The following is a 24,260-nucleotide window of genomic DNA, read 5'->3' on the forward strand; positions in this document are numbered from 1 at the left end:
AGCACCCACAACGTCTTTCCCTATCCATGTGCTGGCGGACATGCGCATACACCGCCAGCGCGTTGATCACTCCGTTGGCACTAACCTGTCCAGCACCCGATTAACCGCCAGCTTTGCCAGCATCACCACCTGAGCGATGCCTTGCAGGGTTTTGCGGTGGGTACCTTCAACCTGCGCGATATGGTTGTTGATGATGACGGTGGCCGAGCCGAGGGTTTCACTGGCATCTGCCAGCAGCGACTCGTTGTCGGCCTCGGGACTTGCCATGTACAGCGTGTTGGGTTTGTAAGGCGTGGCCATGATGTCGGCCGCCGATGGGCGGAGATAGTGGTCGAGGGCGCGCTCGGCGGCTTCGTGAAGTTTCTTTGAATCGGGCGATTCGTAGGGGGATGCCGGATCTGTGACCGGCGGGTTAGGCGTTACTTTGAACATGGGGACTAACCTCTGGTAAGGCTGCGTCCTTCTCGCTGCTAAACGATTGGGTGGCAGCTGTGCGCAAGTTAGCAGACCGGTAGTCACCCAAAACCCGGCGCACCCGAAGGTGCCATGCGCACAGCCACCATCGAGCGCAGGCAAATGCCTGACTGGATGAGACTCGTACGACTGGGCAACTGCCGGGCTGCTAAACCCGATCACTGGGAATCAGTGACCCGATCAAGTTACGCAGCCCGCCCAGGGCGCACAAGCCGGCGGATTCTGGTGCATGCGTAGGCAGCGGCGCAAGGTTTTGTAGGTCGCAAGACGTAAAGCCAACAGGCTTTAAACAAGAGCGACGACAGAGGTTTACCGCACAAGAATAATTGGCGATTTATCTGTCTTGTTTCACCTACATGCCGATAAGGCACAGACTCAAGGAGTCGCAATGCGTCCGTCATGTGGGCTGGCTCCTACACCCTGTAGGAGCTGCCGCAGGCTGCGATCTTTTGATTTTGTCTTAAGCGAGTTTCTGCGCCAGCACCGCAATGTGCTCCGGGCCGATCCCGCAGCAACCGCCCAGGTGACTGGCACCACGCTGCTGCCAATCACGCGCCCAATGCAGATAACCCGGCGGATCGAGATCTTCGCGCAACGGATCGAGCCCGTCGTTGGCCGTGGCTTCTTTAGGCTGCGGCGGGAACGCATTGGCATACGCGCCGATGTGAATCTTCACCCCCAGACGTTCGAAGGTTTCACGCGCCGCATCAATCGCCGCGCCAATCACTTCCGGCTGGCTGCAATTGAATAGCAACGTTTCAACGCCCAACTCCGCTGCTACCGCAGCCGCTTCGGCCACAGGCTCGCCAGAACGCAAACGCGGTACGTCGTCAGTGTCTTCATCCTTCAAGGTAAACGACAGCCAGAACGGCTTGCCGTCCTGCGGCAGTCCGGCGTGGATGGCCCGCGCCTCGACAATCGAGCTCTGGGTTTCCGCCAGCCACAGGTCAACGTGCGGTGCCAGACCGTTGACCAATGGATTCAACAGTTCCGTGACCCGGGACGCGTCAAACAGATCAGGACGATATGAGCCGAACAACGGCGGCAACGAGCCTGCCACCCGCACGTTTTTGCCCGATGCCTGCACTGCACGCCACGCCAGTTCGCCGGCCAACGCTGCCAAAGCCTGACCTTCAGCGGCAAAACGCGCTTCGCCGATATGAAACGGCACCACTGCATAACTGTTGCTGGTGATCACATTGGCACCGCTGTCGATGTAGGCGGCGTGTACCGCTTCCACCGCTTGCGGCGCTTCGCTCAGCGCCAGTGCCGACCATTCGGGCTGCCGAAAGGGCGCCCCGGCTCGTTGCAACTCACGGCCCCATGCCGCCATCAAGAATAACCGTGCTCGCTGCGCCCATATGCTTTTCACTCATATGCTTATGAAAATAACTCACTATCAGAGTCGTTCTTATAACTATTTAATACGCACCAATCGGTTAATAACAACTTCTTTTTTATTCAGGGATCGCCTGTGAAACTGCAACCACTACTGGCCCTCGGCCTGACGATTCTGGCCGCCTCAACCCAAGCCTTTGGTGGCACCACGCTGGATCGCGTCGAGCAGAAAAAAGAAATGGTCGGCGTGTTGATGGAAAGCTATCCACCCTTCTCATTTCTCAACGATCAGAACCAGCTCGACGGCTTCGACGTTGATGTTGCCAAAGCCGTGGCGGACAAACTGGGCGTGAAACTGCGCCTGGAAACGCCGTCCTGGGACGTCATCGCCGCCGGCCGCTGGAGTGGCCGCTACGACATCTGCATCTGCTCGATGACCCCAAGCAAGGCCCGTGCTGAAGTGTTCGATTTCCCGGTCGAATACTATGCCTCGCCAGCCGTGATCGTGGTCAATGCCAAGGACGATCGCATCCACGGCGCCAAGGATCTGAGCGGCAAGAAAGTCGGCCTTACCAGCGCCTCCAGCTACGAAAGTTATCTCAACAAAAATCTGGTCATCGAAGGCGCGGAAGACACGCAGTTGCAGTACCCGTTCGAGGATGTGCAGATCGCCCCGTATGACACCGACAACGTCGCCTTCCAGGACTTGGGCCTGGGTGCCGGCGTGCGTCTGGATGCGATCCTCACCAACCTCGTCACTGCCCAGCCGCGCCTGAATGAAGACAAACGCTTCAAGCTCGCCGGCGAAGCGCTGTACTCGGAGCCGAACTCGGTCGCCATCGAGAAGGGTGATGCGCAGTGGGACGCCAAGGTCCGCGAGGTCTTTGCCCAACTCAAACAGGACGGCACCCTGAGCAAGCTTTCGCAAAAATGGATCGGCGCCGACATCAGCCAATGACTTCTTTCCCGGTACCTCCCAAGCCACCGCAACCGGTGGCTGAATCACGCCTGTGTCGGCTGTTCGGTTTTCGTACGCGGCTGTACCTGACCTGGGCGGTGATGTTCTGCCTGTTCGCGGGATTCTTTCTGAGCTTCGACCTGAAGTTTTCGATCATCCTCGACAAGCTGCCCAACCTGGTCGGCCTGAAACTGGCACCTAATGGTTTCTTGCAGGGGGCAGCACTGACGCTGTTTCTGTGCCTGTGCTCAATCGTTGCTTCGGTGCTGCTGGGTTTCGTGACTGCGCTGGCGCGACTGTCGAAAAGTGCGGTGGCCTTCGGCATCGCCAGTTTCTACGCCTCATTCTTTCGCGGCACGCCGCTGCTGATCCAGATACTGCTGATCTATCTCGGCTTGCCGCAACTGGGCATCGTGCCCGGCGCCATCGTCGCCGGGATCATCGCCCTGTCACTCAACTATGGCGCGTACCTCAGCGAGATCTTCCGCGCCGGTATTCTTGGCGTCCCGTACGGCCAGCGAGAAGCATCGCTGGCGCTGGGAATGCGCGACTCAGTCATTCTCTGGCGCATTACGCTGCCTCAGGCCATGCGCACCATCATTGCGCCGACCACCAATCAATTCATTTCGATGCTGAAAGACTCGTCGTTGATCTCGGTGATGGGCGTCTGGGAAGTGATGTTTCTTGCGCAGTCGTATGGACGTTCAAGCTATCGCTACATCGAAATGCTGACCACGGCGGCCATTATTTACTGGTTGATGTCGATTGGGCTGGAGCTGATTCAGGCGCGGATGGAGCGGCATTACGGCAGGGCATACGTTCGCCGTACTTGAAGTGATCAATAACGCGTCAGGAGTTGATTGGGCAGTGGCATCTGAGCTTTTGACTGCTGAACAGTCGGCGACGTCCCGATAGATTGTAGGAAAAGGAAGCGCTGGATTCGGGTAAAACCACCGGCTGCGGATCTGGTGGAAATTTTCCACAAAATGATGCGACGTCGCCTGCAACGCTTCGGGAAGCAGCCGACATCGGATTCTTCGGTGCATCAATAGAGTTGGGTCTTCTTTCAGCAGAGACTTTACTTGATGGATGCTCAACACAAGTACCAAGCAAAAAAACTCGCGTTGGCAATCGCGCTGACGCTGGGGTGCACGCCCTTCACTTTTGCAGAACTCGCCCCTGATCCAGTACCGAGCGCTGAAGAATTGATCGGTATGCTCGACCACTTCGTCGCTGATCCTGACACCGTCAAGCATGACCCCATCAAAGCAAAGGTCGCTGCAATCGACGGTGTTTCCCTGACGCTTGATGACCGTAATGATCTGCTTACTATAGGCAGCCGCGGCAATTTTGCCGGGCTGGTTGATGGCGCGGGCGGAGTGAATGTCCTACAACTCGATGGCGCGAGAGGAACGCTGGGGAAAACTGTTAACTTCAACGGTTTGCACGTCAAGCAAGGCACCTGGACTCGCAGTGGAGATGGCGATTTCGATCTTGGCGTTCTGGTCAGGTCAAAAGCATCATTGACCAATGATGGGAACATATTGGGGCAGGCAGTGACCGCGGGAATTCTGATCAACAAAGGGGCCATAGTTGGCGGAGCCACAGTATTGGGCGGCGGAGACCTTACCAACAAGGGACTGATTGACGGCACCGTCACCGTTCACGAAAAGGGACATTTCGCGGGTGGGGGCGCGTTGAGAAACCTGAACGTCCACGGGCGGCTTTCGGTTGATGAGGTGTATCACGCCCCGAAAGTGAGTGGAGACCTGAACCTGTCGCAAACAGCGGTTTTGTCCTACGCCGTTAATGCTGCGGGTAACAGTCCGACGATAGAAGTCGGCGGAACCGCCCGGCTTGGCGACGCAACCCTGAAACTCGTCACTGCCGGTCATTACCCTAAAAGCTCCGAGCACACCATTCTCAATGCAAAAAAAGTCGAAGGGCGTTTTGTCAGCATCGAGAACAACCTGGCCTTCATGACGCCAGAGGTGCATTACGAAGATCAAAAAGTCGGGCTGACTTATTCCCGCAATGAAGTAGAAATTGAAAGTCTTGCGAATACAGAAAACGGTCGTGCGGTTGGCGGAGCTATAGATGCGCCAACCGAACCAACGCCATCCGCGATACCAACACCAACACCAACACCAACACCAACACCAACACCGTTGACCACCTCGACACCAATATCATTGCCGGCACCAGATGTAGCTTCAGTGCCAGATTCCGTCACAGCTTTAGCTCCCGCTCCTGCGTCAGTTGCTGTTCCTGTTGCTGAGGTTGATGTTGATGTTGATGTTCCATCCGTAGTTGCAACATCGTCGACAACGCACTCTCCAGTGCCGGTTGAATCCTTTGTCGAGCGCGCCCCCCAAAACGTCGAACAACCGGCAGCTCAACCGCAAAAACCGGTAAATGCTGCGGTCACCGCGTTACTGGCCAGCGATAAAACTACTGCCCCCGTCGCCCTCGAACAACTCGCGGCCGGCAGCAACGCCAACCTCGCAAAAGCCACGTTAAGCAGCATCAACCCCGTGAGCGCTAGCATGCTGTCAGCCATGCGCCAACTCGACCATCGCACGGGCGCAGCTTACGGCTCGGGCAATTCACCTCGCGAAGCTGCCGGCAGTGCAGATTCCGGGCGAGTCTGGGTTCAGGCATTGGGCCATGGCGGCAAGGTTGATCGCGAGTACGACAGCACCCTGAAACACGCCACCCAAGGCTTGGTCATGGGCGCTGACTGGCGGCTCAATGAGCAATGGCATATCGGTCTGCTGGGTGGCAAATCCCAGACCAAATTCGATGCCCGCCAATACGATGGCGACCTCGACAGCTGGCACGTTGGCGCCTACGCCGTGCGCCAGGATGGTCCACTGGCCCTGCGCCTGGGTGCCACTTACGCCAACCATGACGGCAGCAGCAAACGTCGGGTGGCGTTCAACGGATTCAGCGATCGCCTCAAAGGCAACTACAACGCCAACACCCAGCAAGCCTTCGCCGAGCTGGGCTTCAACTTCGGCCGCAACGACGTGACACTCGAACCGTTCGCCAGCCTCGGCTACCAACGTTATCAACGTGACAGCCACAGTGAAAAGGGTGGTGATGCGGCGCTGAAAGTCTTTGGGCAAACCCGCGACAATCTCAGCAGTACCTTCGGCCTGCGCACGGCAAAAATCCACACACTGGACAACGGCATGAGCCTGACGCCGCGATTGAGCGCCGGGTGGAAACACACCTTTGGCGAACTCGACAGCGACACCGGCCAGCAACTGGTCAAGGGCGGTAAACGCTTCACCGTGACCGGTGCAGAACTGGATCGCAACAGCCTGGGCGTCGATGCGGGTCTGGACCTCGGACTGTCGACCAACCACACACTGGGCGTGGCAGTCACGGGCGAGTTCGGCAGCGAAAGCCGCAATCGCGGCGTGATGGGCCAGTGGCGCATGGCGTTCTAAGTCGCTTCCTGTAGGAGCTGCCGGAGGCTGCGATCCTTTGATCTTCGCTTTAAAAGATCAAAAGATCGCAGCCTGCGGCAGCTCCTACAGGTGAAAAATCAGAAAAAAAAGGGGAGCACATGCCCCCCCGAGGTTTAAAGCGTTGGATCGCGGCGGTTATCTCAGCCTTCGATCTCGATCAGGATTTCGCCCGGGTTCACCCGGTCGCCCTTGGCCACATGAATCGCCGTAACCTTACCGGCGATGGCGGCCTGAACTTCGGTTTCCATCTTCATGGCTTCGGTGATCAGCACAGCCTGGCCCGCCTTGACGGTGTCGCCTTCCTTGACCAGCACATCGACGATGTTGCCGGGCATGGTGGTGCTGACGTGGCCCGGTGCCGAGGCCTGTTTGCGCTTGCTGCTGCCGCCGCCGACGAATTCGTTAAGCGGTTCAAACACCACTTCTTCCGGCATGCCATCGATGGACAGGTAGAAGTGGCGCTTGCCTTCAGCCTTGACGCCGACACCCGTGATATCGACGCGGTAAGTCTCGCCGTGGACGTCGATGACGAACTCGGTCGGTACACCTTCGCCACCGGCCGACGTCACTGCGCCCGCCTCTGGAATCGGCAGCAGCACTTCCGGCACGAGAGTACCGGCGGCACGCTCTTCGAGGAACTTGCGACCGATGTCCGGGAACATGGCGAAGGTCAGCACGTCTTCTTCCGACTTGGCCAATGCACCGATATCGGCACGCAGCTTGGTCATTTCCGGTTTGAGCAGATCGGCCGGACGTACATCGATCACTTCTTCGCTGCCAATGGCCTGACGACGCAGTTTTTCGTTCACCACGCCCGGCGCTTTGCCGTAGCCGCCCTGCAGGTAGAGCTTCACTTCGTTGGTGATGGTTTTGTAGCGCTCGCCGGCCAGCACGTTGAAGAACGCCTGGGTGCCGACGATCTGCGAAGTCGGGGTGACCAGCGGCGGGAAGCCGAGGTCTTCACGCACGCGCGGGATTTCCGCCAGCACTTCAGCCATGCGGTTCAACGCGCCCTGCTCTTTCAACTGGTTGGCCAGGTTGGAAATCATCCCGCCCGGCACCTGGTTGACTTGCACGCGAGTGTCGACAGCAGTGAATTCGCTTTCGAACTGGTGGTACTTCTTGCGCACGGCGTAGAAGTACAGGCCGATCTCTTGCAGCAGTTCAAGGTTCAGACCGGTATCGAACTCGGAGCCCTTGAGCGCAGCCACCATCGACTCGGTGCCTGGATGGCTGGTGCCAGAGGCGAAGCTGGAGATCGCGGTGTCGATGTGGTCAGCGCCGTTTTCGATTGCCTTGAGTTGGCACATCGTCGCCAGACCGGCGGTGTCATGCGAGTGAATGAACACCGGCAGCGACTGTTCGGCTTTCAATGCCCGAACCAGTTCGCCAGTGGCGTACGGCGTCAGCAGACCGGCCATGTCCTTGATCGCTACCGAGTCGCAACCCATGGCTTCCATTTGTTTGGCTTGCGCCACGAAAGCGTCAATCGTGTGCACCGGGCTGGTGGTGTAGGCGATGGTGCCCTGAGCGTGCTTACCGGCAGCTTTCACCGCTTCGATGGCCACGCGCAGGTTACGCACGTCGTTCATCGCGTCGAAGATGCGGAACACGTCGATGCCATTGACCGCTGCCTTGGCGACGAACGCTTTGACCACGTCATCGCTGTAATGGCGATAGCCCAACAGGTTCTGGCCACGCAGGAGCATTTGCAGACGCGTGTTAGGCAACGCGGCGCGCAGTTGACGCAGACGCTCCCACGGATCTTCTTTCAGAAAGCGGACGCAGGCGTCGAAGGTCGCGCCGCCCCAGCATTCCAGCGACCAGTAGCCGACTTTGTCGAGCTTGTCGCAGATCGGCAGCATGTCTTCGGTGCGCATGCGGGTGGCGAGCAGCGATTGGTGAGCGTCGCGCAGGATGGTGTCGGTAACGAAGATCTTTTTGCTCATTGTTGTATTCCTCACAGGCCTGCGTGGGCGGCGATGGCGGCGGCGATGGCCAGGGCCAGCTCTTCGGGTTTGCGCTTGATCGAGTAGTTGGTCAGTTCAGGGTGGCTTTCAACGAAGCTGGTATTGAACTGGCCGCTACGGAATTCCGGATTGCGCAGGATTTCCTGGTAGTACGCGGCGGTGGTCTTCACGCCTTGCAGACGCATGTCGTCGAGAGCACGCAGGCCACGGTCCATCGCCTCTTCCCAGGTCAGTGCCCAGACCACCAGTTTCAGGCACATCGAGTCGTAGAACGGCGGAATGGTGTAGCCGGTGTAGATCGCCGTGTCGGTGCGCACGCCCGGCCCACCGGGGGCGTAGTAACGGGTGATCTTGCCGAAGCTCGGCAGGAAATTGTTTTTCGGGTCTTCGGCGTTGATGCGGAACTGCAACGCGAAACCACGGTGCTGAATGTCTTCCTGCTTGACCGACAGCGGCAGGCCGGACGCAATGCGGATCTGCTCGCGGACGATGTCGATCCCGGTGATTTCTTCGGTGATGGTGTGTTCCACCTGCACCCGGGTGTTCATCTCCATGAAGTACACCTCGCCCTCGGCGAGCAGGAACTCCACAGTGCCGGCGTTCTCGTAGCCCACGGCTTTGGCTGCACGCACCGACAGGTCGCCGATGTAGGCGCGCTGTTCCGGGGTCAGTTGCGGGCTCGGGGCGATTTCGATCAGCTTCTGGTTACGACGCTGGATGGAGCAGTCACGCTCGAACAGATGCACGACGTTGCCGAAGCTGTCGCCGAGGATCTGCGCTTCGATGTGCTTGGGATTGACGATGCATTTTTCCAGGAACACTTCCGCCGAACCGAAGGCCTTGGTGGCCTCGGAGATAACGCGGGGAAAATTCTGTTCGAGTTCTTCGCGACTGTTGCAGCGACGGATACCGCGACCGCCACCACCGGAGGTGGCCTTGAGCATCACCGGATAGCCGATGCGGTCACCTTCGGTCAGGGCTTCGGCGATGTCCGCCACGTTGCCCTCGGTGCCCGGCGTAACCGGCACGCCAGCCTTGATCATGCTACGGCGCGCTTCAGTCTTGTCGCCCATGCGGCGAATGACTTCTGCCGACGGGCCGATGAATTTGATTCCGCGCTCGGCGCAGATGTCTGCCAGTTCGGCGTTTTCCGACAGGAAACCGTAACCGGGGTGCAGTGCATCGCAACCGGTTTCCACCGCCAGATTTACCAGCTTGCGCGGGTTGAGATAACCGGCCAGTGGTTCGGCACCGATGCTGTGAGCCTCATCCGCACGCTTCACATGCAGCGCATGCCGGTCGGCGTCGGAAAAAATCGCAACAGAGCGAATGCCCATCTCGGCGCAGGCTCGCACGATTCGTACGGCAATCTCACCACGGTTGGCGATCAGGATCTTTTTTATCACTTGGAGGTTCCCTTGAGCCGGTGGCACCACGACCTGCTAGACCCAGGTCGACGCGTGACCAAATGTTTCAATCTGGTCGCGACTCCACACTAGCGCTCGCAAGGGATTAACAAAAATGAATAATTATTGGGTCAGGCATAAGTAAACACTTATAGTTGAAACATCCGCCCGCACCCAGAGCCTGAATAAAATGCGTAAGTCACTGATGCGTATGACATTACGCCAGTTACAGATCTTCAATGAAGTGTGTGATTTACGCTCCTACAGCCGCGCAGCCGAGGAAATGTCGCTCACACAACCGGCCGTGAGCCTACAGATTCGTCAGCTCGAAGAGCTGATCGGGCAGCCATTATTCGATTATGTCGGCAAAAAACTCTACATGACCGAGGCCGCCGAAGCCCTTCAGCGCGCCAGCCGAGACATTTTCGGGCGCCTGGAAAACCTCGACATGCAGTTGTCGGACATGCAGGGCTCGCTGCAAGGCCAACTGAAACTGGCGGTGGAATCGAGCGCGAAGTATTTCGTGCCGCATCTGTTCGCGGCGTTCAAGCGCCAGAATCCGGAAGTTAATCTGCAACTGACCGTGGTCAATCGCGGCCAGGTGATCCGGCGTCTTTCCGACAACCGCGATGATCTGGTGATCATGTCGATGGTGCCGCAAGACATGGGGTTGGAGTTCCTGCCGTTCCTCAATAATCCGATTGTCGCCGTGGCTCGCCCGGATCATCCGCTGGCGCATATGGGGCCGCTGCGTTTGCAGGATCTTGAGCCGTACACGCTACTGATCCGCGAACCCGGCTCGGGTACGCGACTGGCGTGCGAAGAGTATTTCAAAGAGAAGCGCGTGCATTTCACCCAGACTCAGGAAGTGGCCTCGGCCGAAGCGCAGCGTGAATGCGTGGCAGCGGGTCTGGGCCTGGCGCTGTTGACGCGCCACGCCCTGAACCTTGAGCTGGCGACCGGCGGCCTGGTCGAGTTGCCGGTCGAGGAGTTGCCGCTGCTGCGTAGCTGGTGCCTGGTGCAAGCCAAAGCCAAGCGCTTGTCACCGGTGGCGCACGCCTTCCTGGCGTTTATCCGCAGCGAACGCGTGCAGATCAGCGCGCTGGTTGAGCGCTTCGACGGGAAGCTGCCGGTGCTGCCTGCCAATAATTGAGTTCGACTTCCTCGGGAAAACCGCCAATTTCGGCCTGAAGCTGACGAAGTTCATAGCGATCTTCGATGGCGCGACGAAATTCCATACGGCGCTGGTCTTCCTGCTGACGACGGGTTTTCGCTGCGCTGTTGCGTTCTTCGTAGGGCTGAGCCATTTCGAGTCTCCCAAGGCGTTTACGGGAGTTTCACGATAGGCGCGGGGGATGACGGTTTGGCTGCGTCGTGGTTACAGACTGATGAAGGTTTGCATCGAAAAGCAAAAGATCGCAGCCTTCGGCAGCTCCTACAAGGGAATGTATACACCCGCAGGAGCTGCCGAAGGCTGCGATCTTTTGATCTTAGTCATCCAGTGCTTTCACAGCTTTTGGCGAGAGACGCAGGCTACGCAGACTGCGCTTCACGCTCTTGAGGTGGTTGACCAGGCTCGGACCACGCGCCATGGCCACGCCCATCGCCAGCACGTCGATTACCACCAGGTGAGCAATGCGCGAAGTCAACGGCGTATAGATTTCGGTGTCTTCGTGCACATCGATCGCCAGATTGACCGTCGACAGTTCCGCCAATGGCGTCTGGCTCGGGCACAGGGTGATCAGCGAAGCACCGCTCTCGCGCACAAGATTGGCGGTGATCAGCAAATCCTTGGAGCGCCCGGACTGGGAAATGCAGATCGCCACGTCAGTCGGCTTCAACGTCACCGCCGACATCGCCTGCATGTGCGGATCGGAATACGCCGCCGCCGTCAGCAGCAGGCGGAAGAACTTGTGCTGCGCATCCGCTGCCACCGCACCCGACGCGCCAAAGCCATAGAACTCGACGCGCTGCGCCTGCGACATCAAGCTCACCGCACGCTGCAATTCCACCGGATCGAGCTTCTCGCGAACCTCCATCAACGTGTGCAACGTGGTGTCGAAAATCTTCAGGCTGTAATCGGCGACCGAGTCGTCTTCATGGATCGCGAACTGGCCGAAGCTGGCACCGGCGGCCAGGCTTTGCGCCAGTTTCAGTTTCAGATCCTGAAAGCCGGAACAACCGATGGCGCGACAAAAGCGCACGATGGTCGGCTCACTGATGCCGACATTGTGGGCCAGGTCGGCCATGGAACTGTGCATCACTGCCGCAGGGTCAAGCAGCACGTGGTCGGCGACCTTGAGCTCCGACTTGCGTAACAGGTGACGTGACTGGGCGATGTGTTGCAGCAGATTCAAGGGGCTGGACTCTTCTTATGGTCGGGGATGTAGCAAGCTTGTAGTTATACTACATGAATTGGCTTTTTGCCTGCTCAATGCGTAACTCCATGTCCCCATATCAGGCGCGATGGCGTGCATGTAGCCCTTATAGCGGGTTTTCCTGTGCGCGCAAAAGCCCGGCCAGAGCGGCAGCTTCAACGGGCCGACTGATCAGATAACCCTGCACTTCATCACAACGCTCGGTGCGCAAAAACTCCAGCTGTTCCTCGCGCTCTACCCCCTCAGCCACCACTTTCAGCGACAGCCCGTGGGCCATGGCGATGATCGCCCGGGTGATTGCCGCATCTTCACTGCCCTCGCCCAAACCACGAATGAACGCTTGATCGATCTTCACGTAATCCACCGGAATACGTTTGAGATAACTCAGCGATGAATAACCGGTGCCGAAGTCGTCGATGGCCAGTTTCACGCCCAGATCGCGCAGTTGCTGGAACGTCGCGATGATGTGTTCAACGCTGTCGAGCAGCTGACTTTCGGTCAGTTCGAGTTCGAGGTAGTGCGGCGCCAGCCCGGTTTCTTCCAGGACTTGTCGCACCAGACTGACCAGCTTGCCTTGGCGCAACTGGTGCACCGACAAGTTCACCGAAACGCGAATCGGCGCGAGCCCCTGACGCTGCCATTCGCACGCCTGCCAGCAAGCCTGGCGCAGCACGAATTCGCCGATCGGCCCGATCAATCCGGTTTCTTCGGCCAGCCCGATGAAGTCCCCCGGCGGCACCTGACCCATGCTCGGATGATCCCAGCGCACCAGGGCTTCCGCCGCATTCAAGCGCCCCGACTCCAGGCACAGCTTGGGCTGATAGAACACCTGTAATTGCTTCTCATCGATGGCTTTGCGCAACTGGTTTTCCAGCTGCAATCGCTCAAGGGTGCTGGCTTGCAGGCTATCCGTGTAGAACTGGAAATTGTTGCCGCCCAGATGTTTGGCATGTTGCATGGCCATGTTCGACTGGCTGACCAGCGCGGAAATCTCCCGCGCATTGTCCGGCAGCATGCTAATGCCCATCGAGGCGCTGACCACCAATTCGTGCCCGTCCACGGTCAGCGGCAGGCGCAGCTTGGCCGACAGCCGTGTGGCGACCCGCGCCAGACTCGACAGGTTGCCGTAGGCATCGAACAGCACAGCGAACTCGTCGCCAGATAAGCGGGCGATCGTGTCGGCTTCCGGCAAGGCGTTGACCAATCGGCGAGCCATCTTCTGCAGCATCTGGTCAGCGATTTCATGGCCCAGGCTGTCGTTGAGCAGTTTGAAGCGATCAAGATTGATGTGCAGCAGCGCCAGACTGCGCCGTCCGCCCTGCCGAAACCGTTGGTGGGCTTCATGCAGCCGTTCGCGAAACAACGAGCGGTTGGCCAGACCGGTAAGTTCGTCGTAGTGCGTCAAATAACGCATGCGCTCTTCGGATTCACGCCGCGCGGAAAGATCGGCGAAGAAGCCGACAATGTGACTTACATTTCCCCGACTATCGCGCACCGCGTTGAGTTGAAGCCATTGCGGATACAGTTCGCCGTTCTTGCGGGTCTCCACCAATTCGCCCTGCCAACTGCCGTGCTGCTCCAGCGCGGTGCGGATGGCGACGTAGTGGCGGCGGGCATCGCGACTGCATGGCAGCTCGACCACGTTACGCCCGAGCATTTCATCAATGCCGTAACCGGTGACCCGGCTGAACGCCTGATTGATCGCGATCAGTGCGTAATTCGGGTCGAAAATCACAATGCCTTCGCTGGCCGCCTCGAACACCGTTGCCGCCAGGCGCTGCTGCTCTTCAAGGCTTTTGCTGGCGCTGATATCGCGGCGAGTGCCGACCATGCGGATCACCCGCCCGCTTTCACTGCGCTCTACGGCGCGGCCCCGGTCCTCGATCCAGACCCAATGGCCATCGCCGTGACGCACGCGATATTCGATCTGATAGTCCTCGCTGCGGCCCTTCAGATGCTCGATCAACGCCTGTTTGAGGGGCGGCACATCTTCGGGGTGCAGCCGCGGTTTGAGGTCGCGCAGGATGGCGGTGACGTATTCCGGAGCCAGGCCGAACAGTTCCTGGATCTGCGTGTGGTGGACTTCGTCGGTTTGCAGATTCCAGTCCCACAGCCCCAACTCACTGGCCTTCAACGCCAGCGCCAGACGTGTTTCGCTTTTGCTCAAGGCCTGATTGGCGGCGTCCAGCTCGCGGCTGCGCAGGGCGACGCGGTCTTCCAGCTCGACCTGAGCTTCGCGCAACTTGCCCTCGGCGCAGCGCCGATGGTCGATTTCTGTCGCCAGTTCCTGATTGAGCTGCTCGCTGCGCGCCTGTGTCTGTTGCAGATGCTCGATCAGGTGCTGGTTCTGGAAGCGCCGCAGCAAACCACGATCGATCAGACGATTGACCTGCCACGCCACCACGCTCAGCGATCCCAGCAGAATCAGCCCGAGCCAGCCCCAACCGCGCGCCAGCTCGTCGCCGCCCCAAAACAGATAACCGATCGCCGGCAGCAGACAGGGCAAGGTAAAGGACAGAAATGCCGGCAGGCTCACCGCGTAGGCGACACTGGCCGACAGGGTCGCGGCGCCGATCAGGCCGAAGACCCAGGCTTGTTGCATGAAGTTGTCGGCGGGCACCAGCGCGATGCCCGCACCGGCCAGGGTCAGGCCGGTCATGGTCGAGCCGAGCAGGAACATCCGGCGCCAGATTGGCTGGGCCTGCCGGTTGGGGATCGCGGAGTCGAACGCGGCTACCTGAATCACCCGTAAAGCCACCAGCGACAACAACCACACCAGCCAGACGCTGACCACGAAATAGCGCTGCGGGCTCCAGAGCAAACCGGCGCAGACCAGACCATTGATCAACATGAACAGCGTGGGCAATAAAGAGCCCTGATACAGCAGACGCGTGCGCTCGACCGCCATCTCGACGGCGTAGTGCTTGCGGATAACCCGGGGTTCCACAGAGGGGCCCGACAGTTCGGCGCTGAGGGTCATGGGCAACGTTCTTGTTCTTATAAGGGGGCGTGCGCCCGAAACGTGGACGGAGCATACACAAGCCGATCCCGTTGCCAAACTGCTGCGGATCACAATTTCATCGAAACTTTTCCCTCCCGTGGTGCCGACAGAACCCGCAGAGTGAGACGGGCTGACGCCTGTAGCCAGTGACCGACCGGTCGTCATTGACGGCACTTTCATCGGCTAATGCAAAGCTCGGTTTGCCCGGGCCTGCGGCGCACCCTAGAATGCCCCGATGCGCGATGACCTCTCCCTTCTGCTGAACTCCCTCAACGATGCCCAACGCCAGGCCGTAGCAGCCCCCGTTGGCCGTCAGTTGGTCCTGGCCGGTGCCGGCTCTGGTAAAACCCGAGTGCTGGTGCACCGTATCGCCTGGTTGATCCAGGTCGAAAACGCCTCGCCCCACTCGATCCTGTCGGTGACCTTCACCAACAAGGCCGCTGCCGAGATGCGTCACCGCATCGAGCAGTTAATGGGTATCAACCCGGCCGGCATGTGGGTCGGCACCTTCCACGGCCTGGCGCACCGCTTGTTGCGGGCGCACTGGCAGGAAGCCGGCTTGAGCCAGACCTTCCAGATTCTCGACAGCGACGACCAGCAACGACTGGTCAAGCGGGTGATCCGCGAGCTGGGCCTGGACGAGCAACGCTGGCCGGCCCGCCAGGCCCAATGGTTCATTAATGGACAGAAAGACGAAGGTCTGCGTCCGCAACACATTCAGGCCAGTGGCGACTTGTACCTGGCCACCATGCGCGGCATTTACGAGGCCTACGAGGCTGCTTGCCTGCGCGCCGGTGTTATCGACTTCTCCGAACTGCTGCTGCGCGCCCTCGACTTGTGGCGCGACCACCCAGGGCTGCTGGCGCATTATCAGAAACGCTTCCGGCACATTCTGGTGGACGAGTTCCAGGACACCAACGCCGTGCAGTACGCCTGGTTGCGCCTGCTCGGCAAGGGTGGCGACAGCCTGATGGTGGTCGGCGACGACGACCAGTCGATTTACGGCTGGCGCGGGGCGAAGATCGAAAACATCCATCAATACTCCGCCGACTTCCCGGACGCCGTGACCATTCGCCTGGAGCAGAACTACCGCTCCACCGCCGGCATCCTGAAAGCGGCCAACGCCCTGATCGCCAACAACACCGGACGTCTGGGCAAAGAGCTGTGGACCGACGGCGGCGACGGCGAGGCGATCAATCTGTACGCCGCGTTCAACGAACACGACGAAGCACGCTACGTTGTCGAAACCATCGAAAGCGCGCTGAAAACCGGCCTGGCTCGCAGCGACATCGCGATTTTGTACCGCTCCAACGCCCAATCACGCGTTTTGGAAGAAGCATTGCTGCGTGAACGCATTCCGTATCGCATCTATGGCGGCCAGCGCTTCTTCGAGCGTGCGGAAATCAAAAACGCCATGGCCTACCTGCGTTTGCTCGAAGGTCGGGGCAATGATGCAGCGCTGGAGCGGGTGATCAACGTCCCGGCTCGCGGCATCGGCGAGAAAACCGTCGAAGCGATTCGCGAGCATGCGCGCCACAGCGATGTGTCGATGTGGGAAGGCATGCGCCTGTTGGTCGCCAACAAAGGCCTGACCGGTCGTGCTGCGGGTGCGCTGGGTGCGTTTATCGAGCTGATCGAGAACCTCGCTGCCAAATGCGCCGAGATGCCGCTGCACCTGATGACCCAAACCGTTATCGAGCAATCCGGTCTGATCGCCTATCACGAAGCCGAAAAAGGCGAGAAAGGCCAGGCTCGGGTAGAAAACCTTGAGGAACTGGTCAGCGCCGCGCGCAACTTCGAGAACACTGAAGAAGACGAAGATCTGACGCCACTGGCAGCATTCCTCGGCCACGCTTCGCTGGAGGCCGGCGATACTCAGGCCGACGAGCACGAAGACAGCATTCAGTTGATGACCCTGCACAGCGCCAAAGGCCTGGAATTCCCTTACGTGTTCCTCGTGGGCATGGAAGAAGGCCTGTTCCCGCACAAGATGAGCCTGGAAGAACCGGGGCGTCTTGAAGAAGAACGCCGCCTGGCCTACGTCGGTATCACCCGCGCCATGCAGAACCTGGTGATGACCTACGCTGAAACCCGGCGCCTGTACGGCAGTGAAACCTACAACAAGGTCTCGCGTTTCGTACGGGAGGTGCCGAAAGGCCTGATTCAGGAAGTCCGTTTGTCGAACAGCGTCAGCCGTCCGTTCGGCGGCAACCAGTCGATGAGCGGCAGCAATCTGTTCAGCGGCAGCGAGATTCCCGAGACTGGCTTCAGCCTGGGTCAGGCAGTACGCCACTCGGTCTTTGGCGACGGCGTGATCCTCAACTTCGAAGGTGCTGGTGCACAGGCGCGGGTGCAGGTGAACTTCGGCGAAGGCAGCAAGTGGCTGATGCTCGGTTACGCGAAGCTGGAAGCGATTTAAACGCTGGCTCTGCTTTTCTGTAGGAGTGAGCCTGCTCGCGATAGCGTTCTGTCATTCAATGCATGTGTTGACTGACACCCCCTCATCGCGAGCAGGCTCACTCCTACAGGTTTCAATTTCTTTCTGAACCTATCTCCTTTTCCTACAGCCGAAAGTACATGGCCTTATTGCCCCGACGGAGCTGAACGTAACCTGTCAGGCAAAAGCCCGAAACACTCTCTCGCTAGCCAGCAACACTTCAGCTGTGCAACATGGCGCGCGTGTCTCCACAAACGGGAATTCCCTTTATGAAACGTTTTCTTAGCATCGCCATGGCGTTGTGCATCGGCCTGACGATGAGCCTCGACGCCAACGCCAAGCGCTTTGGTGGTGGCAAAAGCGCCGGCGCTGCGCCGTCGCACCAGACCAGCCAAATGGCTCCTTCTTCTCCAGCTGGCGGCGCTGCGGCGACCGCTGGTGCTGCCGGTGCCGCTGGCGCTGCTGCCAAGGCCGGCGGTGCTTCGAAATGGCTCGGCCCTCTGGCCGGTATCGCCGCCGGTGGTCTGCTCGCTTCCATGTTCATGGGCGGCGGCTTCCAGGGCATGCAGATCTTCGACATCCTGATCATGGCCGTGATCGCGTTCGTGATCTTCCGCTTCATCGCCGCTCGTCGCCGCAAGCAGCAGGAGCACCTGGCTCCGGCTGGCGCGCCGATGCAGCGTGAAGTGTTCGAGCAGAAGCCTGCCGGCATGGGTTCGATCTTCGGTGGTTCGGCTGCACCTGCTGCCGCCCGTCCGGTGATCAACGCACCGGCCTGGTTCAACGAGCAGAGCTTCCTTGAAGCTGCACGCAGCCACTTCCAGTCGCTGCAGCAGCACTGGGACGCTAACGAAATGGACAAGATCGCCGAGTTCGTGACCCCGCAGATGCTCGAGTTCCTCAAGCGTGAGCGTGCGGATCTGGGCGACGCCTTCCAGTCGACCTACATCGACAACCTCCAGGTTCAACTGGACGGCGTAGATGACCGTGCCGACAAGACCATCGCCACCCTGACCTTCAGCGGTGTGTCGAAGACCTCGCGTTTCGACCAGGGCGAAGTGTTCAGCGAAAGCTGGAACATGGAACGTCCGCAGGGCGAGAACCAGCCTTGGCTGGTGGCCGGTATCCGCCAGAACGGCTGATCCCCTCTGCGTTAAGCATGCGGTAACAAAAACCCCGGACTTGTCCGGGGTTTTTCTATTTCGCGGTTGCATCTATAGCAAGCTACTGTATAAACCGGCCCATATAAACCGCGCCATACAAGCAAGAGGATCCCGGACGTGGAAGAAATCATCGAACAACTGCGCGAAGCCAACGAACCGGTACCGGTTCCTTTGGAGTTGCCTGACGAAGACCTGCTGGTTGAAATCGAAGAACAACTGTTCATCGATATTCCGTTTGTCTTCAGGGAGTTTTTGCTGACGGTCAGCGACGTGGTTTACGGTAGCCTGGAGCCGGTAACTGTCACCGACCCGCAATCGCACACCTACTTGCCGGATGTCGCCGCCAACGCCTGGGATGCCGGCGTGGATCGCAGTCTGATTCCAATTTGCCAGGACGGCGACGACTACTACTGTGTCGAAGAAGACGGCACGGTGGTGTTATGGCAAGCCGAGGAAGAGCTGATTGCCGAAGAAACCTGGGAATCGGTCTGGCATTGGGCGCGGGACGTCTGGCTGGAAAGCTGATCGGCCAAACGCCCCGGGTGGTCACTGCCCCGACGACTCCTTGTGGTTGTCGAGGGTTTCCAGCAAGGCCACCTGCATCCGCGTGTGCACGCGGATGAACCAGCGCCAGAGCAGCGCCGCCACGGCGGCCGCGACCACGGCGATCAGCACCAGCAACTTGTTGGTCGGCAGAATACTGGCCGACAAGGCTGCCAGCAGCAGGAAAATCACCAGCAGCGAGAGAATCGGGATCACCTCGGAGATCACCCGGCGCACTCGCTGCGTGTGCCTTCCGGCCATCTCCGGCTTCACGCCCATCTCGGCCAACAGCATCGATAGCGCCTTGAGCTTGCGATAGGCCGCGATCAGAAACGGTAACGACACCAGCAAAGCCCCGCCCCAGATCAACGCTTTCTGCCAGCTCGGATCGCTGATCCAGTCTTGCAGATACGTCGAGATACGCTCGGCGAAGAACGCGCCCGAGAAGAAGATCGCAATGACCAGCGCCAGATTGACCCCGACCTGCAACAGGATTCGCCGGATGATCGACGCCAGCATCGCCCCCTCGCCCTGCGGCTGAATGCTGCGCAGCCATTCGCCGTACATCCCCAGCACCCGCCCCAAACGCTGCGGCATCGCGGCAGCCAGTTTGATCGACAGTGGATCGGCGGAGCGAATCAGGTACGGCGTCAGCAGCGTGGTAATCACCGAGACGGCCACGGCCACCGGATAGAGGAAGTTGCTGGTGACCTGCAGCGTCATGCCCAGCGCAGCGATGATGAAGGAAAATTCGCCGATCTGTGAAAGTCCCATCCCTACTCGCAGTGAGGTGCGTCCGTCATTGCCGGCGATAAACGCACCGAGCCCGCAGGACAGCATCTTGCCGAGCACCACAGCTACCGTGATCACGGCAATCGGCCACGCGTATTGCAGCAGAATCATCGGGTCGAGCATCAGGCCGATGGCGACGAAGAAGATTGCGCTGAACAGGTCGCGAACCGGTTCGATCAGTCGCTCGATTTTTAGCAGTTGCCGCGACTCGGCCATGATCGCGCCGATCAGGAATGCGCCAAGCACCATGCTGTATTCAAGTTTGACCACCAGCAGGCAAAAGCCGAAGCACAGGCCCAGCACGGTGATCAGCAGCATTTCGTTGCTTTCGAATTTGGCCACGTAAGCCAGCAACCGCGGCACCAGCAGAATGCCGATCACCAGCGCGACGATCATGAATAGCGACAACTTGCCGACCGTGGAAAACACTTCTCCGGAACTCACCGTGCCGCTGACCGCGATGCTCGACAGCAAGGCAATGATGCCGATACCGAGGATGTCCTCAACGATCAATACGCCGAAGATCAATTGAGCAAAGCGCTCATTCTTCATCTTCAGGTCGTTGAGTGCCTTGACGATGATGGTGGTCGAAGAGATCGCCAGGATCGCGCCGAGGAACAGCGAGTCCATGGTGTTCCAGTCGAACCAGCGACCGATCTCGTAACCAATCCAGATCATCAGGACGATTTCGAGGAACGCTGCGATGAACGCCGTGGCGCCCACCTTGAACAGCTTGCGCAGGCTGAACTCCAGCCCGAGGCAGAACATCAGGAAAATCACCCCCAGCTCGGCGAGGGTCTTGATGGTTTCTTCATCGTGGATCAGGCCGAACGGTGGGGTGTGCGGGCCGATGATGAAGCCGGCGACGATGTAACCGAGCACCACCGGCTGCTTGAAACGATGGAACAACACGGTCACCACGCCCGCGACCAACATGATCACTGCCAGGTCCTGAATAAAGCTGATGGCATGCATGGCGTGGGCTCCTTGAATGACGACGCTCGCAGTCAGGCATCAGAAAGGTCTGAGCGAGCCGGGGTAAAAATCCGCTTTTCGTGTGGGAATTGCCCTTGGGCAGGGCTTTTGCAGGTTAACACCGCGACTTCTCACTGGAAGGCGGTGCAATATTAGGAAACAGATCGATCCCGGCGTGACGACAGCCAGTCGCCCGGCGTCCCGATAACGGTGCTTTTGAAAAGTGACCAGGCACCCGCAGAGGTGCTTCCAGCAAACCAGCCTTGATCCGTGAGAACGTTATGGAACCCGGAAACGCCCAGCTGTCGATGACGGTACTGATGACCCCCGACATGGCCAATTTCTCTGGCAATGTCCACGGCGGCACCCTGCTCAAATACCTCGACGAAGTGGCTTACGCCTGCGCGAGCCGCTACGCCGGCCGCTACGTGGTGACATTGTCTGTGGATCAGGTGATCTTCCGCGAGCCGATCCATGTCGGCGAACTGGTGACATTCCTGGCGTCGGTCAACTACACCGGCAACACCTCGATGGAAGTCGGCATCAAAGTCGTCACCGAAAACATCCGCGAGCGCTCGGTGCGCCACACCAACAGCTGCTTCTTTACCATGGTCGCGGTGGATGACCAGCGCAAACCGGCCGCTGTGCCACCGTTGCAGCCGCAGAACAGCGAAGACAAGCGCCGCTACATGCAGGCGCAGCAACGCCGGCAGATTCGCCAGGAACTGGAAAAGCGTTATCAGGAGATCAAGGGCGACGCCTGACCTAAAAAACAAAAGATCGCAGCGTCCCGCAGCTCCTACATGGCAATCCAGAACCCTGTAGGAGCTGCGGAACGCTGCGATCTTTTCGCTTTTAAAGGCTTACAAACTGATCGCAGTGGCTTCGAACTTGACCCGCGGATGCGCAATGCGATCCTGCGCCCGCACCAGTTGCAGTTCGTAACTGGCGCACGCTTGCGTTTCCAGCAGCACCTCATGCACCGCTGCCGCCGTGAACTCGAACGCCGCCACCAGACTGTCGCCCAGCAGCACGCGCGCCAGGAACAGGCCGGACGTCAGATCGCCCACGCCCACCGGCTGACGCGGAAACGCCAGCAGCGGACGACGCAGGTGCCAACTGCCCTCGGCGGTCACCAACAACATCTCGAAACCATCCGCCGGTTTACCCGGGTAATCCAGATGCTTGACCAGGACGACTTTCGGTCCGCGAGCCAAAAGCGCCCGAGCCATTGCCAGGCAATCGAACAGCGATTGCGGCTTGCGCCCGGAAAAACTGTCCAGCTCCAATTGGTTCGGACACATGATGTCCGCCACAGCGGCCGCTTCTTCCAGCAGAAAATCGCTGACTTCAGTAGGTACGCTGCAACCCTTCTCTGGATGGCCCATCACCGGGTCGCACAAATACAGCGCTTTCGGATTGACCGATTTGATGCGCGCCACGCCACTGAGAATCGCCCGGCCCTGCGCTGCGCTGCCGAGATAACCGGACAGCACCGCATCGCAATTGCCCAGCTCGCCAATGGCCGCAATGCCTTCGACCAGTTCGGGAATCTGTTGCGGCGCCAGCACTTCGCCGGCCCACTGGCCGTACTGGGTGTGATTGGAAAACTGCACCGTGTTGAGCGGCCAGACATTCACCCCGACCCGCTGCATCGGAAATACTGCGGCGCTGTTGCCGGCGTGGCCGAACACCACATGGGACTGAATGGCGAGCAGATGAGGCGTACGTTTCATTCGGGCTTTTCCGTAAAACGATTGAAATTCAAGCCGCGCAGTATGCGACGAAACGCAGCCTGTACGACAGACCGGCGACGCAGTTAAGCTGGCGCTAACTTTTGGAGTTCATTGTTGATGCTGACCCTCGAAAACATCTTCGTGCTGATACTGTTCGCCGCCGCTGGCGCGTGGCTATGGCACAACCACGGCTTGCGCGAGCGGGCGCTGGAGCGGGTCAAACAGCATTGCATCAACGTCGGTGTGGAGCTGCTGGACGGCAACGTCGCTTTGAAGAAGATTGGTTTTATCAAGGATGCCAGCGGTCGCCGGCGACTGGCGCGGGTCTACAACTTCGAGTTCACCGTGACCGGCGAAAGCCGACACAACGGCACCATCACCCAGTTCGGCGCACACAGTGCGCAGATTGAATTGGCGCCCTACCCGGCACCTTTCGACGATACGCCGCCAGTTGTTGAAGTTCACAAGCCACGGGCGGAGGTGATCGAGCTGAGTCAGTGGCGGCAGGAACACACCAAGTGGAAGCCGTAGAAATCAAAAGATCGCAGCCTTCGGCAGCTCCTACAGTGGATTTATGTGCACTGTGTAGGAGCTGCCGAAGGCTGCGATCTTTTGATCTTTTGATATTTAATTCACCAGACAACCCGCTAACGACTTCTGCAAAACGCCAACATCCTGCGCCTCACTGAAAATCAGCTCGATCCGCGAATCGCGCCGCCATTCACTGGCCTGCCAATGCAGATCAGCGTTCTCCAGGGCATTCGCTGAAACCCAGCCATTCGTGCTGTGGATAACCAGTTTCGCCCTTTTCCAGACAAGACTTTCCAGCCAGGCTGCGACCTTTTGTGAGTCGAACGTCTGGCTCGGATGCCAACGCCAACCGATACTCCAACCACCGTCCTGGGCCTGGCTCAGGCAAATCGGCAGTGTCGGATCGCTCCAGACCGCCGGCATCTGCGCCAATCCTTTGGGCACGATCAGCTTATCCACAGCCGCCACCGCTCGCGCGGCCAGCCCCGGCAATTCGCTCAAGGGCAATTGCGCTTGTTGCGTCCAGACGAGCCTGACTGGCGGCAACTGACTGGCAATCTTCTGTCTGCCAGTTTCAGAAAGGTTTTCGGCCTTGTTCAACACCAGTAAACCAGCGCTGGCCAACGCATCCTGCTGCGCTGCCGGCAACGCTTTGCCCGCATTGAGTGCTTGGGCATCCAGCACCAGAACACACGGCTGAACCGCGAGCACACCCAGCCATGGCGCTTCACTCAACTGCTTGAGCAACTGCGCGGGGTGGCCCAGTCCAGAGGGCTCGATAAACAGCCGATGCGGTTTCGCCTTGCGCAATAAACGTCCAAGGCCAATCTGAAACGGCGCCCCGTTGACGCAACACAAACAGCCCCCGGCCACTTCCCCCAGTGCGATACCATCGCCGTCGCGGGTCAGTAGAGCGGCGTCGAGGCCGATCTGGCCGAACTCGTTGATCAGCACCGCCCAGCGCTCGCCTTCAGGGCGTTGCGCCATGAGCTGGCGGATCAGGCTGGTCTTGCCGGCGCCGAGTGGGCCTGCGATGACGTGGACAGGAATGTTCTGCAACATGGCCGGGGATTTTCTAAGGA

General features: G+C 59.3%; 18 protein-coding genes and 1 pseudogene. 9 read left to right on the forward strand and 10 right to left on the reverse strand.

Annotation, left to right across the window (positions count from 1 at the left end; all coding sequences use genetic code 11):
- Window positions 1–66 precede the first annotated feature (66 nt).
- Both ICA15_RS13145 and ICA15_RS13150 read right to left on the reverse strand, forming a co-directional pair.
- A complete protein-coding gene (locus ICA15_RS13145; protein WP_210553313.1) occupies window positions 67–432 on the reverse strand; it encodes a DUF6124 family protein in 366 nt (121 codons plus the stop codon).
- A gap of 502 nt (window positions 433–934) precedes the next feature.
- Window positions 935–1,835: pseudogene (locus tag ICA15_RS13150) on the reverse strand (homocysteine S-methyltransferase family protein).
- 113 nt (window positions 1,836–1,948) lie between these two features.
- Between ICA15_RS13150 and ICA15_RS13155 the strand changes: the two are divergent.
- The 3 genes from ICA15_RS13155 to ICA15_RS13165 all read left to right on the forward strand — a co-directional run bounded on the left by ICA15_RS13155 (window position 1,949) and on the right by ICA15_RS13165 (window position 6,225).
- Entirely contained in the window at window positions 1,949–2,770 is an 822-nt protein-coding gene (locus ICA15_RS13155) for an ABC transporter substrate-binding protein (protein ID WP_210553312.1), read from the forward strand.
- The gene (locus ICA15_RS13160) at window positions 2,767–3,603 is read left to right on the forward strand and encodes an amino acid ABC transporter permease (RefSeq protein WP_210553311.1); all 837 of its coding nucleotides are present in this window, start codon (window positions 2,767–2,769) and stop codon (window positions 3,601–3,603) included. Before ICA15_RS13155 ends, ICA15_RS13160 begins: the two co-directional genes overlap by 4 nt.
- A 252-nt stretch (window positions 3,604–3,855) precedes the next feature.
- A complete protein-coding gene (locus tag ICA15_RS13165) occupies window positions 3,856–6,225 on the forward strand; it encodes an autotransporter domain-containing protein (protein ID WP_210553310.1) in 2,370 nt (789 codons plus the stop codon).
- A 161-nt stretch (window positions 6,226–6,386) separates the two neighbouring features.
- On the opposite strand, the gene oadA is transcribed toward ICA15_RS13165, so the two are convergent.
- Window positions 6,387–8,195, reverse strand: a complete 1,809-nt coding sequence (gene oadA / locus ICA15_RS13170; RefSeq protein ID WP_210553309.1) for a sodium-extruding oxaloacetate decarboxylase subunit alpha — start codon at window positions 8,193–8,195, stop codon at window positions 6,387–6,389.
- Window positions 8,196–8,206: 11 nt separating this feature from the next.
- Window positions 8,207–9,622, reverse strand: coding sequence for an acetyl-CoA carboxylase biotin carboxylase subunit (locus ICA15_RS13175; protein ID WP_042561843.1), 1,416 nt, complete (start codon window positions 9,620–9,622; stop codon window positions 8,207–8,209).
- Between the two features lie 190 nt (window positions 9,623–9,812).
- Here ICA15_RS13175 and ICA15_RS13180 point away from each other — a divergent pair, with 190 nt between their 5' ends.
- The gene (locus tag ICA15_RS13180; RefSeq protein WP_150603607.1) at window positions 9,813–10,775 is read left to right on the forward strand and encodes a LysR family transcriptional regulator; all 963 of its coding nucleotides are present in this window, start codon (window positions 9,813–9,815) and stop codon (window positions 10,773–10,775) included.
- Here the strand turns inward: ICA15_RS13180 and ICA15_RS13185 are convergent.
- From ICA15_RS13185 to ICA15_RS13195, 3 genes are all read right to left on the reverse strand, one after another.
- Window positions 10,717–10,929, reverse strand: coding sequence for a PA3496 family putative envelope integrity protein (locus tag ICA15_RS13185; protein ID WP_047304266.1), 213 nt, complete (start codon window positions 10,927–10,929; stop codon window positions 10,717–10,719). The two genes, ICA15_RS13180 and ICA15_RS13185, sit on opposite strands and share 59 nt — an antisense overlap.
- Before the next feature lie 183 nt (window positions 10,930–11,112).
- Entirely contained in the window at window positions 11,113–11,979 is an 867-nt protein-coding gene (gene hexR, locus ICA15_RS13190) for a transcriptional regulator HexR (protein WP_150603608.1), read from the reverse strand.
- A 127-nt stretch (window positions 11,980–12,106) separates the two neighbouring features.
- Window positions 12,107–14,980, reverse strand: a complete 2,874-nt coding sequence (locus tag ICA15_RS13195; protein ID WP_210553308.1) for a putative bifunctional diguanylate cyclase/phosphodiesterase — start codon at window positions 14,978–14,980, stop codon at window positions 12,107–12,109.
- Between the two features lie 256 nt (window positions 14,981–15,236).
- Here ICA15_RS13195 and uvrD point away from each other — a divergent pair, with 256 nt between their 5' ends.
- The 3 genes from uvrD (at window position 15,237) to ICA15_RS13210 (ending at window position 19,126) form a co-directional block, all read left to right on the forward strand.
- Entirely contained in the window at window positions 15,237–17,420 is a 2,184-nt protein-coding gene (uvrD, locus tag ICA15_RS13200) for a DNA helicase II (protein ID WP_150603610.1), read from the forward strand.
- Between the two features lie 287 nt (window positions 17,421–17,707).
- The gene (locus ICA15_RS13205) at window positions 17,708–18,580 is read left to right on the forward strand and encodes a Tim44 domain-containing protein (protein ID WP_150603611.1); all 873 of its coding nucleotides are present in this window, start codon (window positions 17,708–17,710) and stop codon (window positions 18,578–18,580) included.
- 138 nt (window positions 18,581–18,718) lie between these two features.
- Window positions 18,719–19,126, forward strand: a complete 408-nt coding sequence (locus tag ICA15_RS13210) for an SMI1/KNR4 family protein (RefSeq protein WP_003187120.1) — start codon at window positions 18,719–18,721, stop codon at window positions 19,124–19,126.
- 21 nt (window positions 19,127–19,147) lie between these two features.
- Here the strand turns inward: ICA15_RS13210 and ICA15_RS13215 are convergent, their stop codons facing one another.
- On the reverse strand, window positions 19,148–20,911 hold the full coding sequence (locus ICA15_RS13215; protein ID WP_210553307.1) for a cation:proton antiporter: 1,764 nt from the start codon (window positions 20,909–20,911) through the stop codon (window positions 19,148–19,150).
- A 281-nt stretch (window positions 20,912–21,192) separates the two neighbouring features.
- Between ICA15_RS13215 and ICA15_RS13220 the strand changes: the two genes are divergently transcribed.
- Window positions 21,193–21,675, forward strand: coding sequence for an acyl-CoA thioesterase (locus ICA15_RS13220; protein ID WP_003229693.1), 483 nt, complete (start codon window positions 21,193–21,195; stop codon window positions 21,673–21,675).
- A gap of 99 nt (window positions 21,676–21,774) precedes the next feature.
- Here the strand turns inward: ICA15_RS13220 and pdxY are convergent, their stop codons facing one another.
- Window positions 21,775–22,647, reverse strand: a complete 873-nt coding sequence (gene pdxY / locus ICA15_RS13225) for a pyridoxal kinase PdxY (protein ID WP_210553306.1) — start codon at window positions 22,645–22,647, stop codon at window positions 21,775–21,777.
- Window positions 22,648–22,764: 117 nt separating this feature from the next.
- Between pdxY and ICA15_RS13230 the strand changes: the two genes are divergently transcribed.
- On the forward strand, window positions 22,765–23,178 hold the full coding sequence (locus tag ICA15_RS13230) for a DUF3301 domain-containing protein (protein ID WP_042561850.1): 414 nt from the start codon (window positions 22,765–22,767) through the stop codon (window positions 23,176–23,178).
- Window positions 23,179–23,274: 96 nt separating this feature from the next.
- Here ICA15_RS13230 and ICA15_RS13235 read toward each other — a convergent pair whose 3' ends face one another.
- Entirely contained in the window at window positions 23,275–24,240 is a 966-nt protein-coding gene (locus tag ICA15_RS13235) for a CobW family GTP-binding protein (RefSeq protein ID WP_210553305.1), read from the reverse strand.
- Between the last annotated feature and the right edge of the window lie 20 nt (window positions 24,241–24,260).

Source organism: Pseudomonas sp. P116 (genome assembly GCF_020149425.1).
GTDB lineage: Bacteria > Pseudomonadota > Gammaproteobacteria > Pseudomonadales > Pseudomonadaceae > Aquipseudomonas > Aquipseudomonas anatoliensis.

Bases quoted from the DNA above. Each gene is read 5' to 3' on its own strand.
- ICA15_RS13145 (WP_210553313.1), bottom strand. From the start codon at position 432: ATGTTCAAAGTAACGCCTAACCCGCCGGTCACAGATCCGGCATCCCCC.
- ICA15_RS13160 (WP_210553311.1), top strand. From the start codon at position 2,767: ATGACTTCTTTCCCGGTACCTCCCAAGCCACCGCAACCGGTGGCTGAA.
- ICA15_RS13165 (WP_210553310.1), top strand. From the start codon at position 3,856: ATGGATGCTCAACACAAGTACCAAGCAAAAAAACTCGCGTTGGCAATC.
- oadA (WP_210553309.1), bottom strand. From the start codon at position 8,195: ATGAGCAAAAAGATCTTCGTTACCGACACCATCCTGCGCGACGCTCAC.
- ICA15_RS13180 (WP_150603607.1), top strand. From the start codon at position 9,813: ATGCGTAAGTCACTGATGCGTATGACATTACGCCAGTTACAGATCTTC.
- ICA15_RS13185 (WP_047304266.1), bottom strand. From the start codon at position 10,929: ATGGCTCAGCCCTACGAAGAACGCAACAGCGCAGCGAAAACCCGTCGT.
- ICA15_RS13195 (WP_210553308.1), bottom strand. From the start codon at position 14,980: ATGACCCTCAGCGCCGAACTGTCGGGCCCCTCTGTGGAACCCCGGGTT.
- uvrD (WP_150603610.1), top strand. From the start codon at position 15,237: ATGCGCGATGACCTCTCCCTTCTGCTGAACTCCCTCAACGATGCCCAA.
- ICA15_RS13205 (WP_150603611.1), top strand. From the start codon at position 17,708: ATGAAACGTTTTCTTAGCATCGCCATGGCGTTGTGCATCGGCCTGACG.
- ICA15_RS13215 (WP_210553307.1), bottom strand. From the start codon at position 20,911: ATGCATGCCATCAGCTTTATTCAGGACCTGGCAGTGATCATGTTGGTC.
- ICA15_RS13220 (WP_003229693.1), top strand. From the start codon at position 21,193: ATGGAACCCGGAAACGCCCAGCTGTCGATGACGGTACTGATGACCCCC.
- pdxY (WP_210553306.1), bottom strand. From the start codon at position 22,647: ATGAAACGTACGCCTCATCTGCTCGCCATTCAGTCCCATGTGGTGTTC.
- ICA15_RS13230 (WP_042561850.1), top strand. From the start codon at position 22,765: ATGCTGACCCTCGAAAACATCTTCGTGCTGATACTGTTCGCCGCCGCT.
- ICA15_RS13235 (WP_210553305.1), bottom strand. From the start codon at position 24,240: ATGTTGCAGAACATTCCTGTCCACGTCATCGCAGGCCCACTCGGCGCC.